This is a genomic window from Bradyrhizobium sp. SPXBL-04, from assembly GCF_051853035.1.
In the GTDB taxonomy this organism is placed as follows: domain Bacteria; phylum Pseudomonadota; class Alphaproteobacteria; order Rhizobiales; family Xanthobacteraceae; genus Bradyrhizobium; species Bradyrhizobium zhanjiangense.
The window spans coordinates 436,268-461,312 of record NZ_CP182472.1 but is presented as its reverse complement, the minus strand read 5'-3'; the positions used below and the strand labels follow the sequence as shown (position 1 = coordinate 461,312).

Below are 25,045 nucleotides of genomic sequence, written 5' to 3'. Positions count from 1 at the left end.
GCTGACCCCGGCTTATGCACGAGAGCGTGCATATAGCATTGGCAAGGCTCGGTAATCTCGACCGGATGGCGGCGCTCGCGAAGTGCTTGCGGGCCGGGCGGAATCCGCGCAACAATTTCGCGTTTGATGGCTTGATTTGCGGTCGCTGGGGCATCCCCATCCGACCCCGGAGGATCTCAGACGTGGCCAACATCCTGATCGTGGATGACGACCCGGCCGTGCAGATCACGATCCGGCTGCTCCTGGAGCGGGCCGGTCATCACGTCACCGTCGCCGGCGATGGCTACGAGGGGCTTGCGTTGTTCGAGGCCAGCCCGTTCGACCTGTTGTTTCTCGACATTTTCATGCCCGGCATGGACGGGCTGGAGACGATGCGCCATATCCGAGCGCTGGCCCCGACCGTCCCGATCATCGTCATTTCCGGCCGTTCGGCCGCGCCGGACGCCTATGCGGAGCCGAATTTCCTGAAGATGGCAACCAAGCTCGGCGCGGTGGCAAGCTTGCAAAAGCCGTTCCCACCAGGCGCACTGCTCGCGGCGGTCGATGGCTGCCTTGGCACGGCCCAGGCGGCATCGCTGGGGAATCCGGATGTCAGCACCGGCCACCGATGACAAGGACCCTCATTCCTTTCCAGGCCAGAACGGGCGTGGCCATTCGGGAACCGGTGCGAATATCCCCATGACGCTCGCAACGCGGCTTGCCATCACGATGACCCTGCTGGTGGCGGTGACCGTGGCCGCAGTCGGATGGCTGGGCTATCGCAACACCACCCAGGCCGTCATTCCGCGGGTACTGGAACGCGTCGAAGCCCAGTCACGGCTGCTGGCGACCAATCTCGAATCCTACGTCGCCGGCGCGCGCGGCGATCTGCTCGGCTACCGCTCTGCCGCAGCCATCAACGGCCTGATCCGCGCTCACATCGGTGGAGGCATCGACGCATCCGACGGCGTGTCGGAGCAAACCTGGCGCGAGCGCATCGCAGCGCGGCTCGCAGCCGAGATCGACGCCAAACCCAGTTACGGGCAATTTCGCATCATCGGTCTCGACGACGACCAACGCGAGCTGGTCCGCGTCGATCGCTCCGGCCCGAATGGAAAGGCGCGGGTTGCTCCCAACGACGAACTCGAGCGCAAGAGTGAACGAACCTACTTTCAGGAGACGATCCGACTGGCGCCGGGCGAGATCTACGTGTCCGCCATCGATCTCGCCACCCGCCAAGGGGGAACCACGACCTCCCACATTCCGACGTTACGAGTTGCAACCCCGCTGTTCACGGCGGACGGCAGGCCATTCGGCATCATCATCGCCAATATCGACATGCGACCGGCGCTCGACCGCGTCCGCTCCACCGTGACCTCGGGCGGAGAGATCTATGTCGTGAATTTGCGCGGCGACTATCTCGTCCATCCCGATCGCACGCGGGAATTCGGCGCATGGCATGATCGTCCCAACGACTGGCGCAAGGATTTTCCGTATTTCGCGGCCTCGGCCGGGACGCTGGAAGGATCCACGCGGCTCATGACCGACGGGTCGGGCCGGCCGAGCGGGGCGGCGATTGCGCCGGCGCTGCTCGTGGGCAAGGACTGGGTTGCGATTATCGAGACGATCCCCTCGCCGGTGTTCGGCCTCGTGCCCGCAGCGATTCAACGAACGTCCCTACTCGTCGGCGTGCTTGCCGTGCTCGCTGCGGCTTTACTCGCGGTGCTCCTGGCGCGCTCATTGACGCGCCCGATCGGCCGCCTGACCAGGGCGGTGCAGGCCATCGGCAGCGGACGTCCAGCGGATATACCCGTCGATGCCAGCGGCGAGACCGGCGTGCTGGCACGGGCCTTTGCCCAGATGGTCGAGGAGACCCGGGCGAAAACGGCCGCGCTCCAACGCGAGATCGAGGAGCATCGCCGCACCGAGGCAGCTCGAAGCCATCATGCGGCGCGCGAGCGCCTGTTCAGCGCCGCAGTGGAATCGTCCGACGATGCGATCGTGATGCAGTCGCTCGAAGCCATCATCACGGGCTGGAATCCGGCTGCCGAACGCCTCTACGGCTATTCGGCGGACGAGGCGATCGGGAAATCCACCGCCATCATCGTACCCGCCGACCGCCGCGACCAGGGCAAGAACATCTTGCGGCGGATCGCGGCAGGCGAGCCGATCGAACGCTTCGAGACGGTGCGCCTGCGCAAGGACGGCACGCCGGTCGAGATCTCGCTCAGCCTCTCGCCGATCAGGGGACCGTCAGGCGAGATCGTCGGTGCCTCCGGATCTGCGCGCAGCCTCACCGAGGCGCGGCGGGCCGAGCGGGCGCTGCAGCAGCAGCTCGAAGAGCGCCGGCAGATCTTCGAGACGTCGCAGGACCTGATCATGGTCATGGACGCGCGCGGTCATGTCGCGCAGATCAGCCCGAGCAGCGAGACCATTCTCGGCTACCGGCCGGAGGAGATGATCGGCCGCAGCGGCGCCGACTTCGTTCATCCCGACCATCTGGAGCAGTCCCGCGAAAACATGCGCGCGATGCGGCTCGGCGAGCGGCCAAAGCTCGGTGATACGCGCTGCTTCCACAAGAACGGACACCAGGTCTGGCTGTCCTGGCTCGGCAACTGGTCCGAGCCGGCGCAGCGGTTCTTCTTCGTCGGGCGCGACATGACGGAGGCGCGGCTCGCGCAGGAATCGCTGCGCGAGAGCGAGCGGCTTGCCCGCAAGATCGTCGAGACCTCGCTCGACGCCTTCGTGCAGACCGACGAGACCGGCAGCATCCTGAACTGGAATTCGCAAGCCGAACGGCTGTTCGGCTGGCGCCGCGACGAGGTGCTCGGCAAGAACACGATCGATCTGATCGTCGCCGAGAGCGAACGCGAGAGGGTTAGGGCCGGCCTGACGCAATTCCTCGCGAACGAAGACGACAAGACGCTGAACCGCCGCCGCGAGCTGATGTGCCGCCGCCGCGACGGCAAGGAGTTCAAGGCTGAGCTGAGCGTCACCGCGCTGAAGCGCCGCGAGGGCCTGCTGTTCAACGTCTTCTACCGCGACCTCACCGACAAGATCGCGGCCGAGGAGCGCATCCGCCATGCCGAGAAGATGGAGGCGGTCGGCCAGCTCACCGGCGGCGTGGCGCATGATTTCAACAACATCCTCACCGTCATCACCGGAACCATCGAGATCCTTGCGGAGGCGGTCGAGAAGGAGCCGCAGCTTGCCGCCATCACCAAGATGATCGACGAGGCGGCCGCGCGCGGCGCCGATCTGACCCAGCACCTGCTTGCCTTCGCGCGCAAGCAGCCGCTGCAGCCGCGCGAGATCGACATCAACTCGCTGATCATCGACACCGCGAAACTGCTGCGGCCGACGCTGGGCGAGCAGATCCAGATAGAATCGGTGTTCGAGGACGAGAGCTGCGTCGCGATCGTCGATCCCAACCAGCTCACCACTGCGATCCTCAACCTCGCACTCAATGCCCGCGACGCCATGCCGAACGGCGGCAAACTGATCGTGGAGACGGGCGCTGCCTATCTCGACGAGGTCTATGCCAGCGCCAACGATGTGCCGCCGGGGCACTACGTGCTGATCGCCGTGAGCGACACCGGCACCGGAATCCCCGCGAACATGCTGGCCAGGGTATTCGATCCCTTCTTCACCTCGAAGGGCCCGGGCAAGGGCACCGGACTCGGACTCTCAATGGTTTACGGCTTCATCAAGCAGTCCGCAGGACACATCAAGATCTACAGCGAGGAAGGCCACGGCACCACGATCAAGATGTACCTGCCGCCGGGCAAGACGCCGACGGCGGTCGGCGAGGGCGTGACGGCGGCGGCGATCGAGGGCGGACACGAGACCATCCTGGTGGTCGAGGACGACCGCCTGGTGCGTGACTACGTGCTGGCTCAGCTGCATTCGCTGGGATACGTCACCTTGCAGGCCGCGAACGCTGCGGAGGCGCTCGCGATCGTCGCCGCCGGCAAGCCGTTCGACCTCCTGTTCACCGACGTCATCATGCCCGGCAAGATGAACGGACGTCAGCTCGCCGACGAGATCCAGAAGACCCGCCCCGATCTCAGGGTGGTCTACACGTCCGGCTATACCGAGAATGCGATCATCCATCACGGCCGGCTGGATTCGGGGGTTCTGCTGCTCGCCAAGCCCTATCGAAAATCGGATCTGGCGCGGATCATCCGCAGGGCGCTGCAGGGATGAGCGCAGGCCTTTTAGGCAGGCCTTTCATAGCTGGTCGCGTGTAGCCCGGATGGAGCGCAGCGCAATCCGGGAAGTCTCTCCGGGAAGTCTCTTGCTGCGTGCACCGGTCCCGGATTTCGCTGGCGCTCCATCCGGGCTACAAAGGCTCGCCGATCGATTCTACGACGCGCGCTGGGCCGCGGTCATCACGATGCGGATCAAGTCGGCGGCATTGCGCGCGCCGAGCTTCTTCATGATGTTGGCGCGGTGGTCCTCGATGGTGCGTGGGCTGATGCCGAGCGTGCGGCCGGCTTCCTTGTTGGATGCACCGGAGGCGAACTGCTCGAGCACCTCGCGCTCCCTGCGCGTCAACGGCTCACGTCCGGGGAAATGCAGCGAGCCGAATTTCGGCGACGCATTCTCCGCCTGCCGGCGCGCATAGGCGCCGATCGCCTCGTCGAGCCGGCCGACGATCTCGCTGCCGCGGAACGGCTTCTCGATGAAGTCGAGCGCACCGCTCTTGATCGCCCCGACCGCCATCGCAATGTCGCCCTGCCCGGAGATCATGAAGATCGGCGCCGGATAGTCCTCGCCGTGCAGTTCCTTGAGAATGTCGAGGCCCGACTTTCCGGGAATATGCACGTCGAGCAGGATCGCAGCCGGTGTGCGGTTCCGCGCGACGGAGAGCAGCGCTGCGCCGTCCGCAAAACAGATCACCTCATAGCCCGCTGCCTTCAACACCATCGACAAGGTGTCGCGAACAGCAGGGTCGTCGTCGACCACGAAGATTTCACCGCGAGAGCTTTGTTCGGCCATGTGCCACATCCAGTTGGCATGAAGGACTCGCGTCCGCGCCAACCGTTATGGCGTTCGGCGCGGATTCGGCCCACCCGTATTTGTACGGGACATAGACTTAACGCACAAGTAGCGGCATGGCGCCTAATTGCGGGAGACGGAGAATATCCATGCTAACTTTAGCCGATACACCGTTGCTCGCAACACCCGAAGTCGAGAGCCGTGAGCTGATTGCAGCTGACCTTCGCTTGCTGATCGCACAGATCGAGACCAGCATGCGCCGGATCGCCGCAGCCATGGATCAAGAACACGGCAATGATGCGGAAAGTTCCGCGGACGTCTTCATCCTCGACGACGTCACGCCCCAGTATGCCACCGCGAGCGCCGCCCTCGGCGCCTGCCGGGCGGGCCTTCGCCACGCCCTGCAATGCCTGTCGGAATCCACCGACGCGTAGGATCGCGATCAGCGGCGGCACATCCGATCGCATGGCAGCTCCGCAGCTAAAGCGCGACGAGATTAGGATGCATCGTCATCGCGCTTTAAGGCTGTTGTTTGAGCATGATCCTTTCGGAACCGCTGCGCACTTTGCGCTAACGCGGCCTTCGGGTCCGGATCCTGCTTTAGGCGCGGTGCCGTTCCACGATCGCGTCGGTGGCGACACCGCCCCAGGTGTGGATTGCCGGCAGGCCCATCGCAGTCTTGCCGAGATTAGCGAGGCTGATGCGCAGGGCCGCCAGATCCAGCGGTTTCGGCAGGCTCTGGAGCTCGATCCCGACGGAACGGGCGAAGCTGCGGGCGGCACTGCGGCGCTTGCCGTCCATGCCGCTGATGACGATCACCGCGCCGGCGAATTTCGCTTCCTTCATCTCGCGCAGCACGTCAATGCCGTCGCCATCCTCCAGCACGAGATCGAGCGTCACGCAGTCGAAGCGCGCGGCGCGGAGCTTCTCGATCGCTTCCGCCACCGAGGGCGCCACGGTGACTTCGTGGCCGGCCTGCTTGGCGGCAACCGTGATCAGGCTGCGCTGCGTGGCGTCGTCATCGACGACCAGGAGCTGAAGCGCACGCCGCTCGGCGACGTCGGGCAGGTTCGACGAGATGGGGGAGAGAGAGCTTCTGGGCATTGCCGGTATTCCTGAGATTGAGACCAGCAATGGTTACACGGCTCGCGCTTAGACGACGTAAAGCGGCTACGGCAAATTGGTTCTGATGTTTCAGCAAATATAAAGCAACGTGGCGGAAAGTGCGGCGGCAGCCACGCGCCGATCAGGCCGCGGCGTCATGGCCGCCGGTCGCGCCGCGCTTCTTCCGGTTCTTGCCGCGCAGGAATTGGATATCCATCTCGGCGCCGTTGACCCGTACCAGCTCGCAGCGGCGGTAGGCAAGGCCGGTTGAGGACAGCAGCAGAAAGAACTCCTTCAGGTTCAGCCCCTGGATCGAGCCTTCCACCGTGAGGATGGCGTCGGTGTCGGAGATCGCGTTGAGCTTGCAGTCGCGCCGCCAGGTGCCGTCGATCGCCATGATGCAGACGTCATAGCCGCGGCTGAACGTCACGCGCTCCGCACCTTTTCCATCCTCGGCCATGCTTACCGTCCTGCCATCACCGCCAGGCGCGGGGCCACGCCCACGAGAGCCGGCTTGGCTGCCGCCGCGCGCGGATCGTTCGGCTTGTAGAGGCCGCGCCGCTCCGCAATCGGCCTGAACGTGTCGGTCAATCCGACCACGGTCTCGGCCGCACCCAGCACCAGGAAGCCGTCGGGCTCGATCTGGCGCGCCAGGCGATTGAAGATGTTGATCTTGGTGTCCTGGTCGAAATAGATCAGCACGTTGCGGCAGAAGATCACGTCGAAGGTGCCGAGCTGGGCAAAATCGTTCAGCAAATTGAGCTGCCGGTGCTGGATCATCGCGCGCAATTCGGGATTGATCTGCCAGGTCTCGCCGGTCTGCTTGAAATATTTGACCAGCATCTGGATCGGCAGGCCACGCTGCACCTCGAACTGGCTGTAGACGCCGGCCCTGGCCTTTTCCAGCACCTCCTGCGACAGGTCGGTCGCGATGATTTCGATGCGCCAGCCGGTGAGGGCCGCGCCCATCTCCTTCAGGCACATCGCCAGCGAATAGGGCTCCTGCCCGGTCGAGCCGGCGGCGCACCAGATGCGCACGCTGCGGCGTCCGGCGCGCGCCTTGATGATCTCGGGCATGATCGTGTCGCGGAAATGTTCGAACGGCACCTTGTCGCGAAAGAAGAAGGTCTCGTTGGTGGTCATGGCTTCGACCACGTCGGTGATCAGCGGACGCGAGCCGGCCTGCAGCTTCTGCACAAGCTCGGCGATGCCGGAGAGCCCGGTCTTGCGGGCGAGCGGCAGCAGGCGGCTTTCGATCAGATATTGCTTGTCTGCGGACAGGTCGAGACCGGAATTATCCTTTAGGAACTTGCGCAGATACTCGTACTCGGTCGGGGTCACGGATGGCCTCTTCGAAACTGTACTGGAACACTCTGGCCCAAACACTTTGGGCCAGACACACTCAGACCATGGTTTGTCCGACCGGGATCAACCCAACTTCAGCGAATTTGTCGGCGATAATGTCCTTGTCGAAGGGCTTCATGATGTATTCGTTGGCGCCGCCGCTGAGCGCCTGGGCGATATGAGCCACGTTGTTCTCGGTGGTGCAGAATACCACCTTGGGCTGGTCGCCGCCGGGCAGGCGACGCATGTGGCCCATGAATTCGAAGCCGTCCATCACGGGCATGTTCCAGTCGAGCAGCACCGCATCGGGCAGCTTGCGCTGGCAGATTTCGAGCGCCTTCGAGCCGTCCTCGGCTTCGGTGACCTCGAACTCCAGGCCTTCCAGAATCCGGCGCGCGATCTTGCGCACGACGCTGGAATCATCGACCACCAAACACGTTTTCATTTTGGTTCTCCGGTTTCGATGTTTCGGTTGGCTCACGCAGCCATTTGCACTTTGGTTTCAAGCTCGAGGACGCGATCGACGTCGAGGACGACCATGAGCTGGCCGTCGAGGCGGTGGACGCCGCCGGCGAGCTTGGCCATGCGCGGATCGAGGTTGACGGGGTTTTCCTCCTTGCCGTCCTCGGGCAGGCGCAGCACCTCGCCGATCTGGTCGATCAAGAGGCCATAGGATTCACCGCGCAGGTCGACGCCGACCGCCATCGGCACCTTGCCGTCTTCGGCCTTGGGCAGGCCGAGCCGGGCGCGCATGTCGACCACGGTGACGATGCGGCCACGCAGGTTCAGGACGCCGGCGATCTCGCGCGAGGACAGCGGCACGCGGGTGACGCGCTCGGGCATGAACACGTCCTGGACGCGGGAGATCGGCAGGCCGAACAGCTGGCCGCCGATCATCGCGGTGACGTATTCGACCATGGCGCCCTCGGTGGACTGGGTCTTGCGGCTCATCGATCTATCTCCTTGTCGCCCTTACGCCGCCGCCCGGCTCAGCTCGGAGGCGCCGGCGGCGCCCGCGGTCTGCTCCTTCAGCGCCGCGATCAGACCGGGACGGTCGAACTTGGCGACATAGTCGTGGAAGCCGGCCTGACGGCCGCGCTCGATCGCCGCCGGCGACACCAGCGCGGAGAGGCCGATGATCGGCATCGACCCCAGATTGTTGTCGGAGCGGATCAGTTCGGCGAACTCGAACCCGTTCATGTCGGGCATCTCGATGTCGGTCAGGACCACGTCAAAGCTCTGCGCGCGCAGCGCGGCGAGGCCCTCCTGCGCGGTCGGCGCGGTGCGGACGCGGTAGCCCGCCGCTTTCAGCACCGGCGCCAGCATGTTGCGGAAGAAGGCGCTGTCGTCGACCAGGAGCACCGACTGCGCGTGCAGCGACGGCTTCATCTCCTTGCGGGTGAACCAGTCGGCGAACGCCATCGGCAGGAAGTGGCCGACGTCGATCACCTCGGTGGCCTGGCCCTTGATCACGGCCGAGCCCAGAATGCCCGAACCGGAGCCGCCGACCTCGATGTTGAGCCGCTCCTCGACGATGTCGATGATCTCGTCGACGACGAGGCCCATGGCGCGGCCGTCATCGGCGAACACCAGGATCGGCTGGGCGCCCTGGCTGGCGATGGTGACGCCCTCCATCGCGACCAGCGGCATCAGCTGCTCGCGGTACTGCACCATGTAGCGGCCGTTACTAAACTCGATCTTGTCGGCCGGCAGCTCCTCCAGGCGGGTGACGAGGCCGAGCGGGACCGCCTTGGGCTGGGACGAGCCGGCGCGGAACACCAGCAGCGAGGTGGTCTGCTCGCCGCTGCCGATGTGATGGCCTGCGTTCTCGTCGGCCATGTCATGGGCCGAGGAGCCGGCGGCGCCGAGCGCCTTGGCAATGCCGTTGGGATCGATGATCATGATCACGGCGCCATCGCCCAAGATGGTGTTGCCGGAGAACATGTCGATGTGACGCAGCTTGGTCGACATCGGCTTGACCACGATCTCTTCGGTGTGGAACACGCCGTCGACGACGATGCCGAAGGTCTGGCTGCCGACCTGGGTCACCACGATGAAGCCGTTCTCGGGATCGGACGCGGCGCCGTCGTCGATCTTCAAGAGCTTCTTCAGATGGATCAGCGGCAGCAGCTTGTTGCGCAGGCGCAAGACCGCGGTGTCCTTGATGCGCTCGATGCGGTGCTCGCTGTTGGCGCGGGCGCGCACCAGCTCGACCACCGAGAGCTGCGGGATGGCGAAGCGGTCGCCGGCGGCTTCGACGATCAGGGCCGAGACGATCGCCAAGGTCAGCGGGATCTTGATGGTGACCGAGCTTCCCTCGCCGGCCACGCTCTTGATGTCGATGGTGCCGCCGATCTGGTCGATATTGGTGCGGACCACGTCCATGCCGACGCCGCGGCCCGAGACCGAGGTGATGGCGGCCGCGGTGGAGAAGCCGGGCGCGAAGATGAACTTGTGCACTTGCGCCTCGCTCATCTTCTCCAGCTCAGCCTCGGTGACCAACCCTGAGGAGATCGCCTTGGCCTTGATCTTCTCGGTGTTGAGGCCGCGGCCGTTGTCGGCGATGCAGATGATGATGTGGCCGCCCTCGTGATAGGCGGACAGCCGAATGGTGCCCTGCTCGCCCTTGCCGGCCGCTAAGCGCTCGGCGGGGGTCTCCAGGCCATGATCGGCGGAGTTGCGCACCATGTGGGTGAGCGGGTCCTTGATCAGGTCGAGCACCTGGCGGTCGAGCTCGGTGTCGGCGCCGTGCATCTCCAGCTCGATCTGCTTGCCGAGCTCGCTCGAGAGATCGCGGACGATGCGGGGCAGCTTCTGCCAGGCGTTGCCGATCGGCTGCATGCGCGTCTTCATGACGCCCTCCTGCAGCTCGGCGGTGACGTTGGACAGCCGCTGCAGCGGCACCTTGAACTCGGTGTCCTCGTTGCGGCGGGAGATCTCCAACAGCTGGTTGCGGGTCAGCACCAGCTCGGAGACCATGGTCATCAGATGCTCCAGCGTATCCACGTTGACGCGGATCGACTGGTTGGCGATGCGGTCGCCTTCGCCGGCACTCTCGTCGGCCATCGACTTCTTCGGCGCGGGCTTTTGCTTGGCGGCTTCCTTCGCAGCCGGGGCTTCAACCGCCGGCGCGGGCTCGGCCTTGGCTTCAGCCTTGGCAACGGGCGCCGCAGGCACCGGCGCTTCGATCGCGGTCTCGCGGAACGCGCGCTCGAGCTCGTCGAGCGAGACTTCGCCGGGACGCAACGGCCGCTCCAGCGTCTGTTCGATCAGCGTGCCCGTGGTCATCTCCTTGGCGGGCACAGCGGCGGGGGCTTCCGGCGCCAGCGGCGGCGCGTCGGCAACGGGAGCTGCGCCAGCCGCCATGGCCGCCATGCCCTGCTCGACCATCGCCTCCAGCTTGTCGATGAGATCGCGGTCGTTGCCCTCCGGCTCGGCTTCGGTCGCCTCGAGGCCAGCCAAAATCTCCTTGATGCGGTCGATCGAGGACAGGATCACCGTCACCGCCTGCCCGGTCACCGGCATGCCGTCGCGGAATTTGCCCATCAAGGTCTCGCCGGCATGCGCCAGCGCTTCCAGCCGCGGCAGGCCGAGGAAGCCGCAGGTGCCCTTGATGGTGTGGACCAGGCGGAAGATGTTATCCAGGATCTTGGCGTTGTTCGGCTCCTGCTCGAACTTCACCAGCTGATTGTCGACGGTGTCCAGGCTCTCGCTGGTCTCCGTCAAAAACTCCCGCAACAGATCATCCATGAGGTACGCCTTACTGACTGGGCTTCGACGCGTTGCGCCGCGCTTGGAATCGACGGAAGCCCTCTTTTCGATCGTTAGACATCCCTTTTCACGGTCCCGTTAATTTCGGCCTCCGTGCTAATACGGATATTAAAGACAAGTTTGCCGTTCGGCTGCATGCGAGGACACGCTTCGGCAAAACCGGCACCGCGCCGCGACGGAGCGAGGAGTGAGGTAGACGCGTCGATAACGGCGCATGGCACGCGCGAGAAAATCCCGTTCGTGAAGGACGATAAGCGCGGCCTTGAGTGGAATTGAACGGACTCGGCCCGCGGTCGCGGACACTCTCGCGATAGTCGTTTCCTGCTGTGCCGCGATCCGCAAAATTCGCGTTTTCGGTAAACGAACCGTTACCTTGTCGCCAGTCCGGCTCGTGCCGCGCTAACCCAGCCGCGCTGCCGAGGCAATCTCGGCGTCGGGCCGATGCTCCGCCAGGCAATCGTTGATGGCGGCGAGCAGTGCGTGCGGCGTGAACGGCTTGCGCAGACACCGTGCGGCACCGAGCTCCAGCGCCATCCGGAGGAAATCGGGTGCGGGCGAATTCAGATTTGCGAAAGCGTCGCCCGACATCGCGATCAACGGAATGGCGGGCGCCCGCTCGTGGAAGGTCCGGATCGATTCGAACCCACGCATATGCGGCATGAAGATATCGATGATCATCAGATCGAACTGTTCGTGTGCGAGGGCCCGCAGTCCAGCTTCACCTCCCTCGGCGATCGTCACCCGAAAATTGTTGCGCTGGAGATAGATCTCGATGGCCATGCACACCATCGGGTCGTCATCGACAACGAGAATATGGCGCAGATCTTCCCTCCCCGTTTGAGCTTCTCGTTTCGGCAATTCAACCATCGAGCCGTGGGACACGCCTTTCTCCTCTGGTTTCGATCGAGAAATGGATCGTCGCTAAGATGATTGGCGGCGCCGGGAGAACGGAGACGATGGCCGCGAAATCTGCGGCCGCACGGCACCATGGTTCGGAGCAATGCTGGATGGCTGAAAGCACTCGCGGGCGAGACTGCGCGGGTCGACCGGCGTCCGATGGCAGCACGGATGCAATGCTTCCGGCTCATGAAGGCCCCTTGCCGCTTTTTCCTGCGCAACCCTCGCAGACGGGCGCACAACTCAGGAGCGAATCAGCGCGCCGCTCTTTATTTCCGCCGCAAATGCCACAGGCTGTCTGCCCTGTAACGGGTATATGGACAGCGCCACAACCTATACAATATATTTTGTCGCCGCGCAACTGCGTGACGAACGGGGCGCGGCGCCGATCGGAACATCGAACGCGCCGGATTGACCCGCATGACCGCGAGAGGCCGCCCGCCCAACCAGTTGCTGCAAATGCTCGAGGCGGCAGATTTCAATCTGCCGTGCCCTCGTATTTGAAATGGTCAGGGAGACTGTCTTGGGCCGGACATCTTGTCCCAATTGCCAATATATCCCGACGTGAACATGTGGAACTTACTCGCGCAAGAAGCGATTTCGCCGGCGGCGACTTTGCTGATGCAGAAGGCGGGAGGCAGCTTTGGAAACGACGGGCCGCCCATCCAACGGTTTCCTGTCCGCGCTGTCGGCAGACGATTATGAGCTGATCCGCCCGTACCTGCGCGCGATCGATCTGCCCCATGAGGCGGTGCTGGTCGAGGCCGGCGAAACGCTCAAGCGCGCCTATTTTCCCCACCGCGGCGTGATCTCGCTGGTGGTGAAGCTCGCCAAGGGCGAGCATGTGCAGGTCGCGATGATCGGCCGCGACAGCCTGCTCGGGACACTCTCGACCATGGGCGATGCAAGCGCGTTGAACACGGCTGTCGTGCTGGTTCCCGGGGTCGCGTCAGTGATGGATCTCGACCGGCTGCGCGTCGCGGCCGACCAGAGCAGCAGCTTGCGGACCTTGCTCACGCGCCACGGTCTTGCGGTTTACGCGCAGGTCCAGCAGACCGCGGGCTGCAACGCCGCCCATCCAGTGGAGTCGCGGCTGTCGCGCTGCCTGCTGCACACCCATGACCTGTCGGGCGACTACCGGCTGCTGCTGACCCAGGAGGCGATGGCACAGATGATCGGGGCGCGGCGCAACAGCGTGTCGCTGGTCGCCAACACCTTGCAGCAGGCCAATTTCATCCACTACAGCCGCGGACACATCCAGATCCTGAATCTGGACGGCCTGCGCCAGACCGCGTGCGAATGCTACGCCACCGTGAAGGCGCAATACGACCGGCTGCTCGGCCAGCGCTGACCCCGCACGCGTGGTAAACCGACGGCTAATGCCGGCCCGCAAACACGAGCCGTCCTGCTTCCCGAACTGAAATCCAGATACCGTAGACACGGCTGGCCTCGCACCGATACCGGCCCGCGCGGCATCGAAGTGTGATCGAGGCAGGCACAGCCATGTTTGAAGTGACCGCCGCGCCGGCGCAGAAAGTGCTCGATTGCGCGCCCGCGCGCGACCCGAATGCTTATGCGGCGCTGGTGCGTGAGATCGGCGAGGACGGGGCCAGCGAGGTGCGCGCCGTGTTCTGGAGCGAAACCTGCGCACGCCTGCAACTGTTCCGCACGCTCTCGCGCGAGCAGCATCAGGCCAGGATCGCGCGCGAAGCACATTCGTTGAAGAGTGCGGCCGGGACGTTCGGCTATGCGAGGCTCGCGGCGCTGGCACTGCGGCTGGAGAAGTCCGTAGAGACGCTTCACGACTCCGAGCTCGGCGATCTCCTGGACCTGATGGACGCCGCCTACGCCGCGGCGCGCGCGCAGGAGCCGAAATGCTAGAGCATGATCCGGAAAAGTGCGCAGCGGTTTTCCGAAAAGATCATGCTCAAACAACAGCCTAAAGCGCGATGACGATTCATCCAAATCTCATCGCGCTTTAGAGCCATTTCGGTTGTCGAAAACGCTCTAACCCATCCGCGCGTGTATTCCCGCCGTACTTCTACGGCTTGGGATTTTCACAGATGGCTAATCATAGCTGGCGATAGTCGCGGGAAACCAGGAGGGTTTCCATGTTCACCTATGAGACTGCGGACCAGAAGGAAGTCCGTCGCTTCCGCATCGCTCAGTTCAACGGCCGGATGGCGACGGTAAAGTCTGGCGAGTCGACGGTGACTGGCTTCGTGCGCTCGGTGCTCGAGCAGGAATCGAGCATGCCTCCCCGCTGGACCATCACGATCATCCCGAACGCACCGAAGGACGAGCCCAAGCCGCTGCGGCCCGCATCACGCACGCGTCCCTTTGCCAAAGACTATTTCTGAGCGGGATCCGCGCCGCCAGCCGGGCGGAATGCAACAATCAATCTCAATCGATCGAGTGCAGCAGCGCCGCACGGACGAGGTCCGCAGTGTTGCGCGCACCGAGCTTGCGCATCGCCTCGGCGCGGTGGCTTTCGAACGTGCGCGGACTGATCTGCATCCGAAGCGCGCCCTGCTTGTTCGAATAGCCTTCGCTGATCAGCCTCAGCACCTCGCGCTCGCGCTTGGTCAGCCGCTTCTGGCCGGACAGGCCAATCAATTCGGCGCTGGGCACGCGCTGCGGCAGCGGCACGCGGGGGGTCCGCGCTTCGGCGTTCCCGGTTCCGGATGGGATCGGCAGGCCGCCCTTGTGAGGACCGGCAAGCTGCTTGACGAGGCCGCAAACGCGCTCGGTCTGCGCCAGCGCATTCTCCACCACGCGCTGCAAATAGGCGCGGTCGCCGGTGACGGGCGCGAGCTGATCGCTGTGATGCTTGATCTCGCCCATGTAGAGCAGGAGCGCAGTCAGGGGGCCGTTGAGCTCGCGGGCAATGGCGGCGGCCATTTCGTCGGCGGCCTTGGCACGGGCGGCGTTCAGGCGGACGAAATCGGGCTCTTCAGCTGGAGCAGCGCTGCTTTCGTACCATTCCGACGGCCGCGAATCAGCGGCCGTATCATTCTGTGACGCCATGTCACTCATTTAGCGGAACGGGGGCCGGTCTGTGGTTAACTTTTTGCTCCGTAAGACTACGGTGATTTCGGCAGTTTTGCGCTAAATCCGCGGCATCGGCACAATTTATGCTTGCGCGGGTCGGCTCCCGGGCGCGTAGAGGTTGAGATTCCGGCTCAGATCCTCAAAGCCTGCCTCCGCTCGTGCCCGCCCCCCGGATTTTACGGATTAATTAACGGCGACTTGCTTCTCTAGGGAGATTGAGAGCGCGCAAATGCCTCCACGCATTGGGCCCGCAAACCTGCGGGAAACGCTGCGAAAGATTGCGTGCCATGAACGAGATCGATCGGCTGTCGGAATTCTTGCAGAGGCTGACGCCGCTGTCGCGCAGCTGTCTGCTCAGCGAACTCGAGCGGCTCGAGCAGTGCGGCATCGACATGCCGGGCTCGGCCGACATCCAGTCGCGCTTGCGCGCCGAGTTTCGCAAGGACGGATCGACCCAGGCGCGCGCCACCAGCCCCTCGCGCTATTTCTTCGCGCCGCTCGAGCTGCTTCTGATCGACGGCGCGCCTGAGCACGCCAATGCGGGGCGGATCTCGCGCAACACCCTCACCCCGATCTGGGAATGGATCTGCCGCGACCTGCTGCCGACCATGGCACGCGACTACATCAAGGCGATCAACGACCAGGTCGCCGCCAACAATCCGAAGGAAGTGCAGAAGACCGCGTCGACCTTCCAGACCAAGGTCCTCAAGGTCCTCGAGAGCACTCTGGCGTCGGCGGACAGCACCGAGCTCGCACGCGCCAAGCTCGCGCAGTACACGGCATCGCGCACCGCCTTCGACGACGTCATGAAGATCCTCGACGTGCTGCGCACCGGTGCCGCGCTGCCGAAGTTCAACGAAAAACTGCCCGAGCAGATCACGAAGTTCGATGACAACCAGGTGGCCCAGATCACCTCGCAACTCGACGGCTTCAGGAAGTCCCATCCCCGCGCGCTGCCCTTCGCATTGGCACTGGTGGCAAGACGCCTGAAGACGCCCTGGCAATTGGTGCGCCTTGCCACCAAGGCCGCCGCAACCAAGAGCGCCGCCGACGTCGCCGCCGCGCCCTATGCCTGTGTCGTTCCCATGGTGCTCGACCGGCTCGACGACAAGCGCCTCGCTCTTCGGGTCGCACTCCGGCACAACCGCGTGCTGGTCGCGCGCGACCTGCTCGCCGAGATCTACGACATCGAATATGCGCTCAAGGTCCGCATCGATGATATCGAACATTGCGAGTGGGGCATCCGCCTCCAGCAATTGATGGACGCGATCGCGGCGCTGGTGTCCGCCGAGGTGAGCCGCTTCCCCGCCAATGTCGGCCACATTCTCGGATCGCGCCGCCTGCGCAGCCACGATACGCTCGGCGGCAAGTTGACCTATCTCGCCTGGAAGGGACGCGACGCGATGCAGGACGGCGCGGCGGCGTTTCGCAAATTGATCGGGCAGACCTGATATCGCGCAGTCATCAAAGCGCGAGGGGCTTTCGCGTTATCGGTGAGTGATCATGCCCTAAAGCGCGATGAGATCGAATTGAATCGTCATCGCGCTTTAGGTCTTTGTTTGAGCATGATCTTTTCGGGAAACCGCTTCACACTTTTCCGGATCATGCTCTAATGCGCGCGCGGCAGACACAGGAAGCGATCGAGAAATCGCCCCGACAGCACGAATCTGAACCACCAATACATCATTCGCCGCATCGTCATTGCTGTATCCTCGACAGCCCACCACCGGCTTTGCGGAGCAATAGCGCAGGCGCAGCAGTGCGCATGTGATATGTTTCACATTTGCGCCGACAGGCGCGGACGCATCGTCGCATAACTGTCACGAGCGCAGATGGAACATGCCCGCATCGCGCGAAAATGAGTTCCGCGGCCGTAGCTGTCGCTCCTATCCTCCGATGCTGCGAAGGAACAAGCCGCAGGAGGTCGCGATGAGATCGAACCGACGGACCCTGACGATGGTGACGTTGCTCGTGAGTGCGCTCGCGCTCACATCGACGACGATGGCGCAGACGACGCCGCCGCAAGGCAATGCTGCGCCGACCGCCGACAACGCGGTGCTGCTGACCGTCTTCTTCAAGCACGATCAATCCCGGCCGCTGCACGAGCTGAATGCGCAACTCGAGACGCAGGGCTTCTACAAGGCGTTTCCGCCGCCCGGTGTCGAGGTCGTGAGCTGGTATGTGATGATGGGCGTTGGCCAGGTGATCACGCTGCGCCTGCCGGCGTCGCGGCTGCGCGAGGTCAACCGCGTCATCGAGGACACGGCCTGGGGATCTTACCGCACCGAATTCTATCCGACCTATGACTACAAGGCAGTCGGCGTCGCACAACACGAAAAAGCCGCCGGAAATTAATTCTCCAATCGTCCTGTCATTGCAGCGAAGGGCCACGCAACCGCATCGCTCGATGCCTGGCGTCGGCAAGCCGCACGTTCATCGATCGCGCGGGAGAAATTCCGCATGCGCTGGCAGCCGTTGCGCGTGCGGTGCCGGAGTATGCGAATTCTTTTCGAAGAATCTGTCGACAAATTAGCTCTAATTGCAGGGCTTAACGTTACTCAAATAATTCAACAGCGACGTGACGCTCTCCTTATTTGAACCCACGCTCCGCGTTTAAGAAACCGTCACGGAACGGGAGTGGTGTTGATGAACGATGGGATTGTTGAACTCGTCGGACGAAGGCCTGTAACCTTCGGACGGCGAAAGGTGACGCCGCGCGCCTGCGTGGCCGACAGCAAGCGTCACTTGCGCGCCTTCCTCAGCGAAGTGCTCGAGGATCTTGGCTTCGTTACCTGCGAATGCGCCAGCGCGGACGAGCTGCAAACCGTGCTCGCCACCGAATTGCCGGATCTGATCCTGCTCGGTGTCGCCACCGACGGCATCGAGCCGGGGAGATTCCTCGAGGTCTTGGTGCGTGAGGGCTTCGCTGGGAAGGTTCTGGCGGTCGGCGCCCGCGAATCGATCGTCGTCAGGGCCGTGCGGCAGGTCGGCGAGGAATATGGCCTTGCGATGCTGCCGCCGCTGACCACGCCCTTTGCCGCGGAGACGCTGCGCGAGCGTGTCGCGATGCTGCTGCCGGAGGAGCCGGCGCCGAGCCCGGCCGTGCATGTCGGCGAGGCCTTGCATGCCGGCTGGCTGGAGCTCTGGTACCAGCCCAAGATCGACGCGCGCACGCTGATCCGCAGCGGCGCCGAGGCGCTGGTGCGAATGCGCCATCCGACCTGGGGCGTCGTGCCGCCGGCCTATTTCATTCCCGAGGAGCACGATCCGCATCTGCGTGATCTCTCGGAATTCGTGATCGAGCGCGCCATGCAGGACTGGCACTATCTGCTGGAGCAGCAGAGCCCGGTCGATCTCTCGATCAACCTGCCGGCGTCCTATCTGAAGGCGCCGCAGGCGGTGCGCGATCTCTGTCGCCGCGTGCCGACACATCCGGCCTTCGGCGGGCTGACCATCGAGATCGACAGCGAAGAAGCGACCCGCGATCTCGATCTCCTGACCGAGGTCGCACGCGAGGTGGGGCTGCACAATATTGGCCTCGCGATCGACAATCTCGGCGCCAACTGGCCGGCGCTGATGGGCCTGGACAAGATTCCCTTCGTCATGATGAAGGCCGACCGGCACTTCGTCACCGGCAGCGGCAGTGACCGGCTGAAGCGCACGGTGTGCCGTCACATCGTCGAACTGGCGCAGGGCTACGGCGCGCGCGTGGTCGCCGAGGGCGTCGAGAGCCGCGCCGACCTCGTCGGCGCGAACGAGCTCGGCTTCGATCTCGTGCAGGGCTTTCTGTTCGGCAAGCCGATGCCGCTGAAGAAGTTCGCCCGCTCGACGCTGACGAAAACCGTGATGGAGTGAGCTCGTTCGCAGCTCGTACGTCGCTGGGCGCGCGCGAGAATCATTGATCTCGCGCGCGTTCGCCGGGCCTGCTTGGGCAGTCCGTGCACTCGCGCTCTTGCCGTGCCGAAGGCAGGACTAGCCGGCCATCATCACGCAAACCGCCGCGCGAAAAAGACGCAGACGACCACGAGCGCGGTCGCGGCGATCATGCTCCAGGCAACCGACTCTTGCAGCAACAGGCCGGCGAGCGCGAGGCCAAAGAATGGCTGGAGCTGTTGCAACTGGCCGACACGCGCAATGCCGCCGAGCGCAAGCCCGCGATACCAGAAGATGAAGCCGACGAACATGCTGAAGATCGAGACGTAGGCGAGCCCGATCCAGGCGGGGGCGCTGACGCCGCTCCATGTCGGCGGCCACGTCCAAATCGCGACGGCCACCATCAGCGGCAGCGCGAGCAGCAGCGCCCAGGAGATCACCTGCCAGCCGCCGAGGCGGCGCGACAACGCGGCGCCTTCGGCATAGCCGAGACCGCATAAGACGATCGCGGCCACCATCAGGAGATCGCCAGTGAGCGAGGCTGAGCCGTCATTCGACAGAGCAAAGCCTGCGACGGTGGCACTGCCGAGGACGGCGAACAGCCAGAACAACGGCTGCGGCCGCTCACCGCCGCGCAAGACGCCGAAGATCGCGGTCGATAGCGGCAAGAGGCCGATGAAGACGATCGAATGCGCCGAAGTGATGTGCTGGAGCGCGAGCGCGGTCAGCAAGGGAAAGCCGACCACGACGCCGATGGCGACGATGGCGAGTGAGGCGAGATCGTGCCGCGCCGGCCGCGCCTGACGGAGCAAGCCGAGCACGGCCAGGCCTATCAACGCCGCAATGACCGCGCGCGTGGACGTCAGGTACAGCGCGGAGAAGCCGCCGACCGCCACGCGCGTCGCCGGCAGCGAGCCGCTGAAGATGATGACGCCGAGAAGCCCATTGCCCCAGCCGCTGCCCGCAGATTGCATTCCTGTCTCGCTTTTTGCGAGCGCGATGCTCGGCCATCGCCAGTGACAAGACCAGCGACAGTTCAGTACAATCTGGCAAAACTGTATGGATATGGAAGGCGATACACTTGGACAGCGAGGCATCAGCGAGAGGGCGCAACGGAACGCGGACCGCAGACGTGATGAGTGCCATCCGCACCAAGGTCGCGGGCCGCGCGCTCGGTGCCGGCGACCGCTTGCCATCGATCCGCAGCCTTGCGGCGACGATGGGGGTTTCGCCTTCCACCATCGTCGAGGCCTATGACCGCCTGGCCGCGGAAGGGCTGATCCGTGCCCGTCGCGGCTCGGGCTTCTACGTCTCGCCGACGGTCATGCCGCCGCTTGCGCTTGCCGAGGTCGAGCCGCGCCGCGACCGGGAGGTCGATCCATTCTGGGTCTCGCGGCAGTCGCTCGATGCAGACACGACCGCGCTGAAGCCCGGCTGCGGCTGGCTGCCGCCGGAGTGGATGCCGGAGGCGGCGCTGCGACGCGCTATCCGCGCGCTCGCGCGGACCCATGCGACTCTATTGGCGGACTACGGCGGCACGCGCGGTTCGCCGGCACTGCGCCGGCTGCTGCTAACGCGTCTTGCGGAAGATGCGATCGAGGTGTCGGTCGACCAGCTCATGCTCACGGGCTCGGGCACGCAAAGTGCCGATCTCGTCTGCCGCTTCCTGCTCCGTCCCGGCGACACCGTGCTGGTCGATGATCCCTGCTACTTTAATTTTCGCGCCTTGCTGCGGGCGCACCAGGCGAAGATCGTCGGCGTGCCCTACACGCCATCGGGTCCGGACGTCGCAAGCTTCGAGCAGGTCCTCGCCAGCGAACGGCCGCGGCTCTACATCACCAATTCAGCGCTGCACAATCCGACCGGCGCGACGCTGTCGCTTCCGACTGCGCATCGGCTGCTGAGCGCGGCCGCCGCGCACGACCTCACGATCGTCGAGGACGATATTTTCGGCGACTTCGAGCCGGAGCGCTCGCCGCGCCTTGCCGCGCTCGACGGTCTCGCCCGCGTGATCCGCATCGGCAGCTTCTCCAAGACGCTATCGGCCTCGGTGCGCTGCGGCTATATCGCCGCGCGCGCCGACTGGATCGAGCATCTCGTCGATCTCCAGGTCGCAACCAGCTTCGGCGGCTCAAGCCCGGTCGCGACCGAGATCATCGCAAAGGTGCTGGCCGGCGGCAGCTATCGCAAGCACGTGGACGAGCTCAGGCAACGGCTCATGCGCGCCCGGCGCGACGTCGCGCGCAAGCTTCAGGCGCTCGGCATCGAGCCGTGGCTGACGCCGCGCGGCGGCTTCTTCCTCTGGTGCCGTCTTCCGGGCGGCCAGGATGCCACGGCCGTCGCGCGCGCGGCTCTCGAAGAGGATGTGGTGCTGGCACCGGGCAATGTGTTCAGCGTGTCCCAGACGGCATCGAACTTCATGCGGTTCAACGTGGCGCAGATGGGCGATCCCAGGATGTGGGAAGTGCTGCGGCGGGCGTTGAAGGCGAGCACCGAACGATAGACGCCTAGTACCAAGGCTCCTCATACACCGGCTCGCCGTCGAGCAGCAGCCGCTTGATGGCGGCGCGGCCCGAGGGCAGCACCGCGGCAACGACCCGCAGCTTCTGCTGGTTGCGGGCCTGCTCGAGCTTCTTGCCCTCGCCTTCGGGCACGAAATAGCTTTCGAGACCGTATTTGATCGTCAGCTTGTCACAGAAGGTGCGGCCGTTTGTGCCGCAGGCGCCTCCCGAATAGCCGACGCGGCCGCGGATCAGCACTTCAGGCGCCGTGACCGGGACAGGCTCGGCATGCACCGAGACGGCCTCGTAAAGGCCGCTGGCATTGGGCGCGAGCTTGACGAACACGACGGCATTGCGTTCGGCGGCCGGCTTGCCGGCGAGCGCGCCGGCCGGCACTTGCGAGATTTCATAGCGGAGCACGACATAGTCGCCGCGCAGGAGATCGCGGGGATCGACCGGCTGCGTCTGCAAGGTCACCTCACGGCCCTCGCGCAGGATCTGGATGCGATCGGCGACCATCAGGACCAGCAGCACGCATTGAAGCAGGACGGCGCCCCCGAACAGCACGGCTTTCGGAATGCGCTGCCAGATTTTTGTGACTGATGCGGCCAGTTTGATCATCGCGCAGCCCTCGGCAGCATGCGATTGAGCGCGGTCGCAAATCCGACGGCGATGATTCCGGCCGCCGCAAGGAAGGCCGAGCGGCCCAGCAGCGAGCCCTTCACGGCCCAGGTGATACCCGCGATTACGCCGGCGATGCCGAGCCAGCCGGCAACGATTCGCGGACGCACCTCATCGAGCATGCCGGAGACGACGAGGCACAGCATGGCGCAGAGCAGCGCGGCATAGGCGAACCAGGGCTCGCCGGCCGCAGATGCCGGCCAGATCGGCGCGGCGAGCAGCACGAGCCCGATGGCGCATGCCGCCAGGACTTCACCGGCGCGCCTGGTGATCCCGGCGGATGCGAGAGCCAGGATCACACCCGCAATCCCACTCAGGATCGCCCAAAGCGGCTGAGTTGGCACCGTGCCGGTGCGGAAGCGGACGATGTCGTCGACTGTCGTCACCTCGAGGAAGGCAACGCCGGCCAGCGCAAACGCCCCGTAGATCGACAGAACGCTCCCGAGGCGGAGCGCCCTCGGCGACGGCGATGCGGCGATCGCGAGCCCCGCGCCGAACAACAGCGCCGCGCCGTTCGCAAGCAGGAATGATGGCTGCGCGCCATCGAATTCGAAGCGGAGCGACGTCGCGATCCACCACGGCAGCATCGCGATCGCGACGAGATGCGCCGCCACGCGAGAATTCCATGCGAAGGCCGTCGCGGCGGCGATGAGCCAGACTGCCACAAAGGGAAGATGCAGGGCGTCCGGCGTGTCGTAAGTCCGCAAGCAGGTCCAGATCGAGGCGGCCACGAGACCGACCGCGAGCGCACCGCGCGAACCGGTCAAGAGTGCCCCGGCAAATGCGCCGATCGACCACAGCAGCATGCCGCCGGCAAAGTCCTCGCCGAGATGATACATCTGGCCGACAAGCGCGATGCCCGCGCCAAAGATGATGGCGCCGATGCTGGCACAGAGATCGGCGAGAACCGTGCGTCCCGTCGTTGCGAACCACGCCCCGAGGCCGCCGGCGCCGACCATGCCGGCGAGCAGGATCGCGAACCGCAGCAGCCGCGCGATCTCGGTCCAGTGCGCGGCGACGAAGGCGAGGAAAGCCGCCGCGATCAACAGGCCGCCGACGATGGCGACGACCACGGCGATGTTGATGCCGGCCGGGAGCGGCGGCAGTGCATTGCGGATGGAGGCGGCAACCGCCGGCGCGATCACGCCATCGGCCTCCCATTGCGCAAGATCGGTTTCGAGGCGCTGCCGATAGGCTTTGTCGAACATCGTCTGGGATCACCTAACTGCCGGCGGGCGGCTGCCGCCAGTCAGCCGGCGGGATGTTGCTTGGTCGGATTCCGCCGATGGCGGGTTCAAGACCGCACTGTCTGCAGAGGGCATAGACGGTTGCTGCACGACACGTCAGCCGGCGAGCTTGCGGTCGTGGATCGGCTGAGCGCCCGCAAGTATGCCGCGCTGAAGCGCGCAGCCGGCGAGAGATCGCGACCGATGCGTCCGATCAGATGCTGCAGTTGAACAGCTGCACGCCGAACTGCGCTTCGAGCTCGCCGATGTAGCGACACCAAGGTCGGCGAGAGCCCGGCGCGGCGGGCCGCCGCCGAGAAGCTGCCCTCGCGGACCGTGCTGATGAACAGTTCCACGACCTGAAGGCAATTCATCCATCTTTTCATATTCTGCAAAAGAGATGCTCAGATTGCGCCAATGGTTGGAAGAGACTCACAGCTGTAACTTTCAGTCAACATGGCCATAAACGGCCACACGGCAGCGAGGGAGAACTGCAACCATGGAAGGCATCGCCGCCAAGGTGATGAGAGCGCTCTTGTGCCTCGTCGCCGCGACGACGCTGGCGCTCCAGGCGGGCGCCGCGGGGGCTGAGACGGCCGCAGAATCCTGGCCGAACCGCGCGATCACCTGGGTAGTGCCATTCGGGGCCGGCGGCGTCACCGACCTCGTCTCGCGCAAGATCGCGGAGCTGCTGCGGACGCGGCTTGGGCAGCCCGTGGTGGTGGAGAACCGCCCCGGCGCTGGCGGGACCATTGGGACGGAGTTCGTTGCCCGGGCCCAGCCCGACGGCTACACCGTGCTCTACGCCTCCGGCGGGCCTATGACGATCCAGCCGAACCTGGGGCTGGCGAAGCTCAACTACGACCCGCTCAAGAGCTACGTCCACGTCCGCGGCGTGAGCTCGTCGAACCAGATCCTCGTCGCGACCGCGGCAGCGCCCTACAACACGCTGGCTGAGTTCGTCGCGTACGCGAAGGCCAACCCGGGCAAGGTCAATTTCGGCTCCCCCGGCCCCGGCACCGCCCAGCACCTCGCCGGCGAGATGTTCCAGGCCGCCGCCGGCATCAAGCTCACCCACGTGCCTTACAAGTCGGGCTCGAGCCAGATGACCGACATGATGTCGGGCATCCTGGACGTCTCCTTCGACTACCTTACCGTGCTCAGGCCGCTGATCGACACCGGCAAGGTCAAGGTGCTCGGCACCACCGGCACGGCGCGGCTGGCCGCGCTGCCCGGCGCGCCCACGGTGCTCGAGGTCGGCTACCCGGACGCCGTCAGTGTCGGCTCGACCTGGGTCTCGGTCCCAGCCGGAACCGACCCGAGAATCGTGGGCAGGCTCTCTGAGGCGCTGGCCGCCGTGCTCGCCGACCCCGCCATCGTCGCGGATCTCGCCACCAACGGCCAGGTGTCGATCGCCGACAAGGGGCCGGCCGAGATGGAGCCGTTCATCGTCGAGGAGACCGCACGCTACAAGCGGGTGATCGAGAGCGCGGGCATCGCCGCGCGTTAAAGCATGATCCGGACCCGAAGGGCCGCGTGAGCGCGAAGTGCGCAGCGGTTTTCCGAAAAGATCATGCTCAAACAACAACCTAAAGCGGGATGACGATTCATCCTCAT

At 64.8% G+C, this 25,045-nt stretch carries 23 protein-coding genes; 11 read left to right on the top strand and 12 right to left on the bottom strand.

Going from position 1 to position 25,045, the window contains the following annotated elements; all coding sequences use genetic code 11:
* Positions 1–182: 182 nt before the first annotated feature.
* Together ACNJX8_RS02175 and ACNJX8_RS02170 are read left to right on the top strand one after the other, a co-directional pair.
* Positions 183–611, top strand: a complete 429-nt coding sequence (locus ACNJX8_RS02175) for a response regulator (RefSeq protein WP_439359401.1) — start codon at positions 183–185, stop codon at positions 609–611.
* On the top strand, positions 589–4,185 hold the full coding sequence (locus tag ACNJX8_RS02170) for a PAS domain S-box protein (protein ID WP_439359400.1): 3,597 nt from the start codon (positions 589–591) through the stop codon (positions 4,183–4,185). The genes ACNJX8_RS02175 and ACNJX8_RS02170 overlap by 23 nt, the downstream gene beginning before the upstream one ends.
* A gap of 159 nt (positions 4,186–4,344) precedes the next feature.
* On the opposite strand, the gene ACNJX8_RS02165 is transcribed toward ACNJX8_RS02170, so the two are convergent.
* Complete coding sequence (locus ACNJX8_RS02165) at positions 4,345–4,980, bottom strand: response regulator transcription factor (protein ID WP_091897867.1); 636 nt, start codon at positions 4,978–4,980, stop codon at positions 4,345–4,347.
* Between the two features lie 149 nt (positions 4,981–5,129).
* On the opposite strand from ACNJX8_RS02165, the gene ACNJX8_RS02160 reads away from it, so the two are divergent.
* Positions 5,130–5,414 (top strand): hypothetical protein, encoded by a 285-nt coding sequence (locus ACNJX8_RS02160; RefSeq protein ID WP_439359399.1) that lies wholly within the window; start codon positions 5,130–5,132, stop codon positions 5,412–5,414.
* Between the two features lie 166 nt (positions 5,415–5,580).
* Here ACNJX8_RS02160 and ACNJX8_RS02155 read toward each other — a convergent pair whose 3' ends face one another.
* The 7 genes from ACNJX8_RS02155 to ACNJX8_RS02125 all read right to left on the bottom strand — a co-directional run bounded on the left by ACNJX8_RS02155 (position 5,581) and on the right by ACNJX8_RS02125 (position 12,081).
* Positions 5,581–6,084: a response regulator gene (locus tag ACNJX8_RS02155; protein ID WP_128930701.1), complete on the bottom strand. Its 504-nt coding sequence runs from the start codon at positions 6,082–6,084 to the stop codon at positions 5,581–5,583.
* 142 nt (positions 6,085–6,226) lie between these two features.
* A complete protein-coding gene (locus ACNJX8_RS02150) occupies positions 6,227–6,544 on the bottom strand; it encodes a pilus assembly protein PilZ (RefSeq protein WP_091897861.1) in 318 nt (105 codons plus the stop codon).
* Positions 6,545–6,546: 2 nt separating this feature from the next.
* Entirely contained in the window at positions 6,547–7,425 is an 879-nt protein-coding gene (locus ACNJX8_RS02145) for a CheR family methyltransferase (protein ID WP_439359398.1), read from the bottom strand.
* Positions 7,426–7,486: 61 nt separating this feature from the next.
* On the bottom strand, positions 7,487–7,873 hold the full coding sequence (locus tag ACNJX8_RS02140) for a response regulator (RefSeq protein WP_091897857.1): 387 nt from the start codon (positions 7,871–7,873) through the stop codon (positions 7,487–7,489).
* Between the two features lie 32 nt (positions 7,874–7,905).
* Positions 7,906–8,379: a chemotaxis protein CheW gene (locus tag ACNJX8_RS02135; protein ID WP_128930699.1), complete on the bottom strand. Its 474-nt coding sequence runs from the start codon at positions 8,377–8,379 to the stop codon at positions 7,906–7,908.
* A 21-nt stretch (positions 8,380–8,400) separates the two neighbouring features.
* On the bottom strand, positions 8,401–11,178 hold the full coding sequence (locus tag ACNJX8_RS02130) for a hybrid sensor histidine kinase/response regulator (RefSeq protein WP_439359397.1): 2,778 nt from the start codon (positions 11,176–11,178) through the stop codon (positions 8,401–8,403).
* A gap of 420 nt (positions 11,179–11,598) precedes the next feature.
* The gene (locus ACNJX8_RS02125; RefSeq protein ID WP_439359396.1) at positions 11,599–12,081 is read right to left on the bottom strand and encodes a response regulator; all 483 of its coding nucleotides are present in this window, start codon (positions 12,079–12,081) and stop codon (positions 11,599–11,601) included.
* 658 nt (positions 12,082–12,739) lie between these two features.
* On the opposite strand from ACNJX8_RS02125, the gene ACNJX8_RS02120 reads away from it, so the two are divergent.
* The 3 genes from ACNJX8_RS02120 (at position 12,740) to ACNJX8_RS02110 (ending at position 14,456) form a co-directional block, all read left to right on the top strand.
* Positions 12,740–13,447, top strand: coding sequence for a Crp/Fnr family transcriptional regulator (locus ACNJX8_RS02120; RefSeq protein WP_128930696.1), 708 nt, complete (start codon positions 12,740–12,742; stop codon positions 13,445–13,447).
* A gap of 152 nt (positions 13,448–13,599) precedes the next feature.
* Positions 13,600–13,977, top strand: a complete 378-nt coding sequence (locus ACNJX8_RS02115; RefSeq protein ID WP_439359395.1) for an Hpt domain-containing protein — start codon at positions 13,600–13,602, stop codon at positions 13,975–13,977.
* A gap of 230 nt (positions 13,978–14,207) precedes the next feature.
* A complete protein-coding gene (locus tag ACNJX8_RS02110; protein ID WP_439359394.1) occupies positions 14,208–14,456 on the top strand; it encodes a hypothetical protein in 249 nt (82 codons plus the stop codon).
* 43 nt (positions 14,457–14,499) lie between these two features.
* Here ACNJX8_RS02110 and ACNJX8_RS02105 read toward each other — a convergent pair whose 3' ends face one another.
* The gene (locus ACNJX8_RS02105) at positions 14,500–15,123 is read right to left on the bottom strand and encodes a LuxR C-terminal-related transcriptional regulator (RefSeq protein WP_439359393.1); all 624 of its coding nucleotides are present in this window, start codon (positions 15,121–15,123) and stop codon (positions 14,500–14,502) included.
* 311 nt (positions 15,124–15,434) lie between these two features.
* Here ACNJX8_RS02105 and ACNJX8_RS02100 point away from each other — a divergent pair, with 311 nt between their 5' ends.
* The 3 genes from ACNJX8_RS02100 to ACNJX8_RS02090 all read left to right on the top strand — a co-directional run bounded on the left by ACNJX8_RS02100 (position 15,435) and on the right by ACNJX8_RS02090 (position 19,002).
* Positions 15,435–16,598, top strand: a complete 1,164-nt coding sequence (locus ACNJX8_RS02100) for a hypothetical protein (RefSeq protein WP_439359392.1) — start codon at positions 15,435–15,437, stop codon at positions 16,596–16,598.
* A 478-nt stretch (positions 16,599–17,076) separates the two neighbouring features.
* Positions 17,077–17,502, top strand: a complete 426-nt coding sequence (locus tag ACNJX8_RS02095) for a hypothetical protein (protein ID WP_439359391.1) — start codon at positions 17,077–17,079, stop codon at positions 17,500–17,502.
* A gap of 291 nt (positions 17,503–17,793) precedes the next feature.
* The gene (locus ACNJX8_RS02090) at positions 17,794–19,002 is read left to right on the top strand and encodes an EAL domain-containing response regulator (protein WP_128942469.1); all 1,209 of its coding nucleotides are present in this window, start codon (positions 17,794–17,796) and stop codon (positions 19,000–19,002) included.
* A 131-nt stretch (positions 19,003–19,133) separates the two neighbouring features.
* Here ACNJX8_RS02090 and ACNJX8_RS02085 read toward each other — a convergent pair whose 3' ends face one another.
* A complete protein-coding gene (locus tag ACNJX8_RS02085; protein WP_439359390.1) occupies positions 19,134–19,994 on the bottom strand; it encodes a DMT family transporter in 861 nt (286 codons plus the stop codon).
* A 161-nt stretch (positions 19,995–20,155) separates the two neighbouring features.
* Here ACNJX8_RS02085 and ACNJX8_RS02080 point away from each other — a divergent pair, with 161 nt between their 5' ends.
* A complete protein-coding gene (locus ACNJX8_RS02080) occupies positions 20,156–21,523 on the top strand; it encodes a PLP-dependent aminotransferase family protein (protein ID WP_439362054.1) in 1,368 nt (455 codons plus the stop codon).
* 4 nt (positions 21,524–21,527) lie between these two features.
* Here the strand turns inward: ACNJX8_RS02080 and ACNJX8_RS02075 are convergent, their stop codons facing one another.
* Together ACNJX8_RS02075 and ACNJX8_RS02070 are read right to left on the bottom strand one after the other, a co-directional pair.
* Positions 21,528–22,142 carry a GDYXXLXY domain-containing protein gene (locus ACNJX8_RS02075; RefSeq protein ID WP_439359389.1) on the bottom strand — a complete coding sequence of 205 codons (615 nt, stop codon included), beginning with the start codon at positions 22,140–22,142 and terminating at the stop codon, positions 21,528–21,530.
* On the bottom strand, positions 22,139–23,410 hold the full coding sequence (locus ACNJX8_RS02070; RefSeq protein WP_439359388.1) for a DUF2157 domain-containing protein: 1,272 nt from the start codon (positions 23,408–23,410) through the stop codon (positions 22,139–22,141). Before ACNJX8_RS02070 ends, ACNJX8_RS02075 begins: the two co-directional genes overlap by 4 nt.
* Positions 23,411–23,951: 541 nt before the next feature.
* On the opposite strand from ACNJX8_RS02070, the gene ACNJX8_RS02065 reads away from it, so the two are divergent.
* On the top strand, positions 23,952–24,938 hold the full coding sequence (locus tag ACNJX8_RS02065) for a Bug family tripartite tricarboxylate transporter substrate binding protein (RefSeq protein WP_439359387.1): 987 nt from the start codon (positions 23,952–23,954) through the stop codon (positions 24,936–24,938).
* Positions 24,939–25,045 lie beyond the last annotated feature (107 nt).

Coding starts and splice junctions, on each gene's coding strand:
- ACNJX8_RS02075 (WP_439359389.1), bottom strand. CDS start 22,142: ATGATCAAACTGGCCGCATCAGTCACAAAAATCTGGCAGCGCATTCCG.
- ACNJX8_RS02150 (WP_091897861.1), bottom strand. CDS start 6,544: ATGGCCGAGGATGGAAAAGGTGCGGAGCGCGTGACGTTCAGCCGCGGC.
- ACNJX8_RS02100 (WP_439359392.1), top strand. CDS start 15,435: ATGAACGAGATCGATCGGCTGTCGGAATTCTTGCAGAGGCTGACGCCG.
- ACNJX8_RS02085 (WP_439359390.1), bottom strand. CDS start 19,994: ATGCAATCTGCGGGCAGCGGCTGGGGCAATGGGCTTCTCGGCGTCATC.
- ACNJX8_RS02090 (WP_128942469.1), top strand. CDS start 17,794: ATGAACGATGGGATTGTTGAACTCGTCGGACGAAGGCCTGTAACCTTC.
- ACNJX8_RS02115 (WP_439359395.1), top strand. CDS start 13,600: ATGTTTGAAGTGACCGCCGCGCCGGCGCAGAAAGTGCTCGATTGCGCG.
- ACNJX8_RS02155 (WP_128930701.1), bottom strand. CDS start 6,084: ATGCCCAGAAGCTCTCTCTCCCCCATCTCGTCGAACCTGCCCGACGTC.
- ACNJX8_RS02095 (WP_439359391.1), top strand. CDS start 17,077: ATGAGATCGAACCGACGGACCCTGACGATGGTGACGTTGCTCGTGAGT.
- ACNJX8_RS02135 (WP_128930699.1), bottom strand. CDS start 8,379: ATGAGCCGCAAGACCCAGTCCACCGAGGGCGCCATGGTCGAATACGTC.
- ACNJX8_RS02130 (WP_439359397.1), bottom strand. CDS start 11,178: ATGGATGATCTGTTGCGGGAGTTTTTGACGGAGACCAGCGAGAGCCTG.
- ACNJX8_RS02110 (WP_439359394.1), top strand. CDS start 14,208: ATGTTCACCTATGAGACTGCGGACCAGAAGGAAGTCCGTCGCTTCCGC.
- ACNJX8_RS02165 (WP_091897867.1), bottom strand. CDS start 4,980: ATGGCCGAACAAAGCTCTCGCGGTGAAATCTTCGTGGTCGACGACGAC.
- ACNJX8_RS02170 (WP_439359400.1), top strand. CDS start 589: ATGTCAGCACCGGCCACCGATGACAAGGACCCTCATTCCTTTCCAGGC.
- ACNJX8_RS02140 (WP_091897857.1), bottom strand. CDS start 7,873: ATGAAAACGTGTTTGGTGGTCGATGATTCCAGCGTCGTGCGCAAGATC.
- ACNJX8_RS02105 (WP_439359393.1), bottom strand. CDS start 15,123: ATGGCGTCACAGAATGATACGGCCGCTGATTCGCGGCCGTCGGAATGG.
- ACNJX8_RS02065 (WP_439359387.1), top strand. CDS start 23,952: ATGAGAGCGCTCTTGTGCCTCGTCGCCGCGACGACGCTGGCGCTCCAG.
- ACNJX8_RS02160 (WP_439359399.1), top strand. CDS start 5,130: ATGCTAACTTTAGCCGATACACCGTTGCTCGCAACACCCGAAGTCGAG.
- ACNJX8_RS02070 (WP_439359388.1), bottom strand. CDS start 23,410: ATGTTCGACAAAGCCTATCGGCAGCGCCTCGAAACCGATCTTGCGCAA.
- ACNJX8_RS02080 (WP_439362054.1), top strand. CDS start 20,156: ATGAGTGCCATCCGCACCAAGGTCGCGGGCCGCGCGCTCGGTGCCGGC.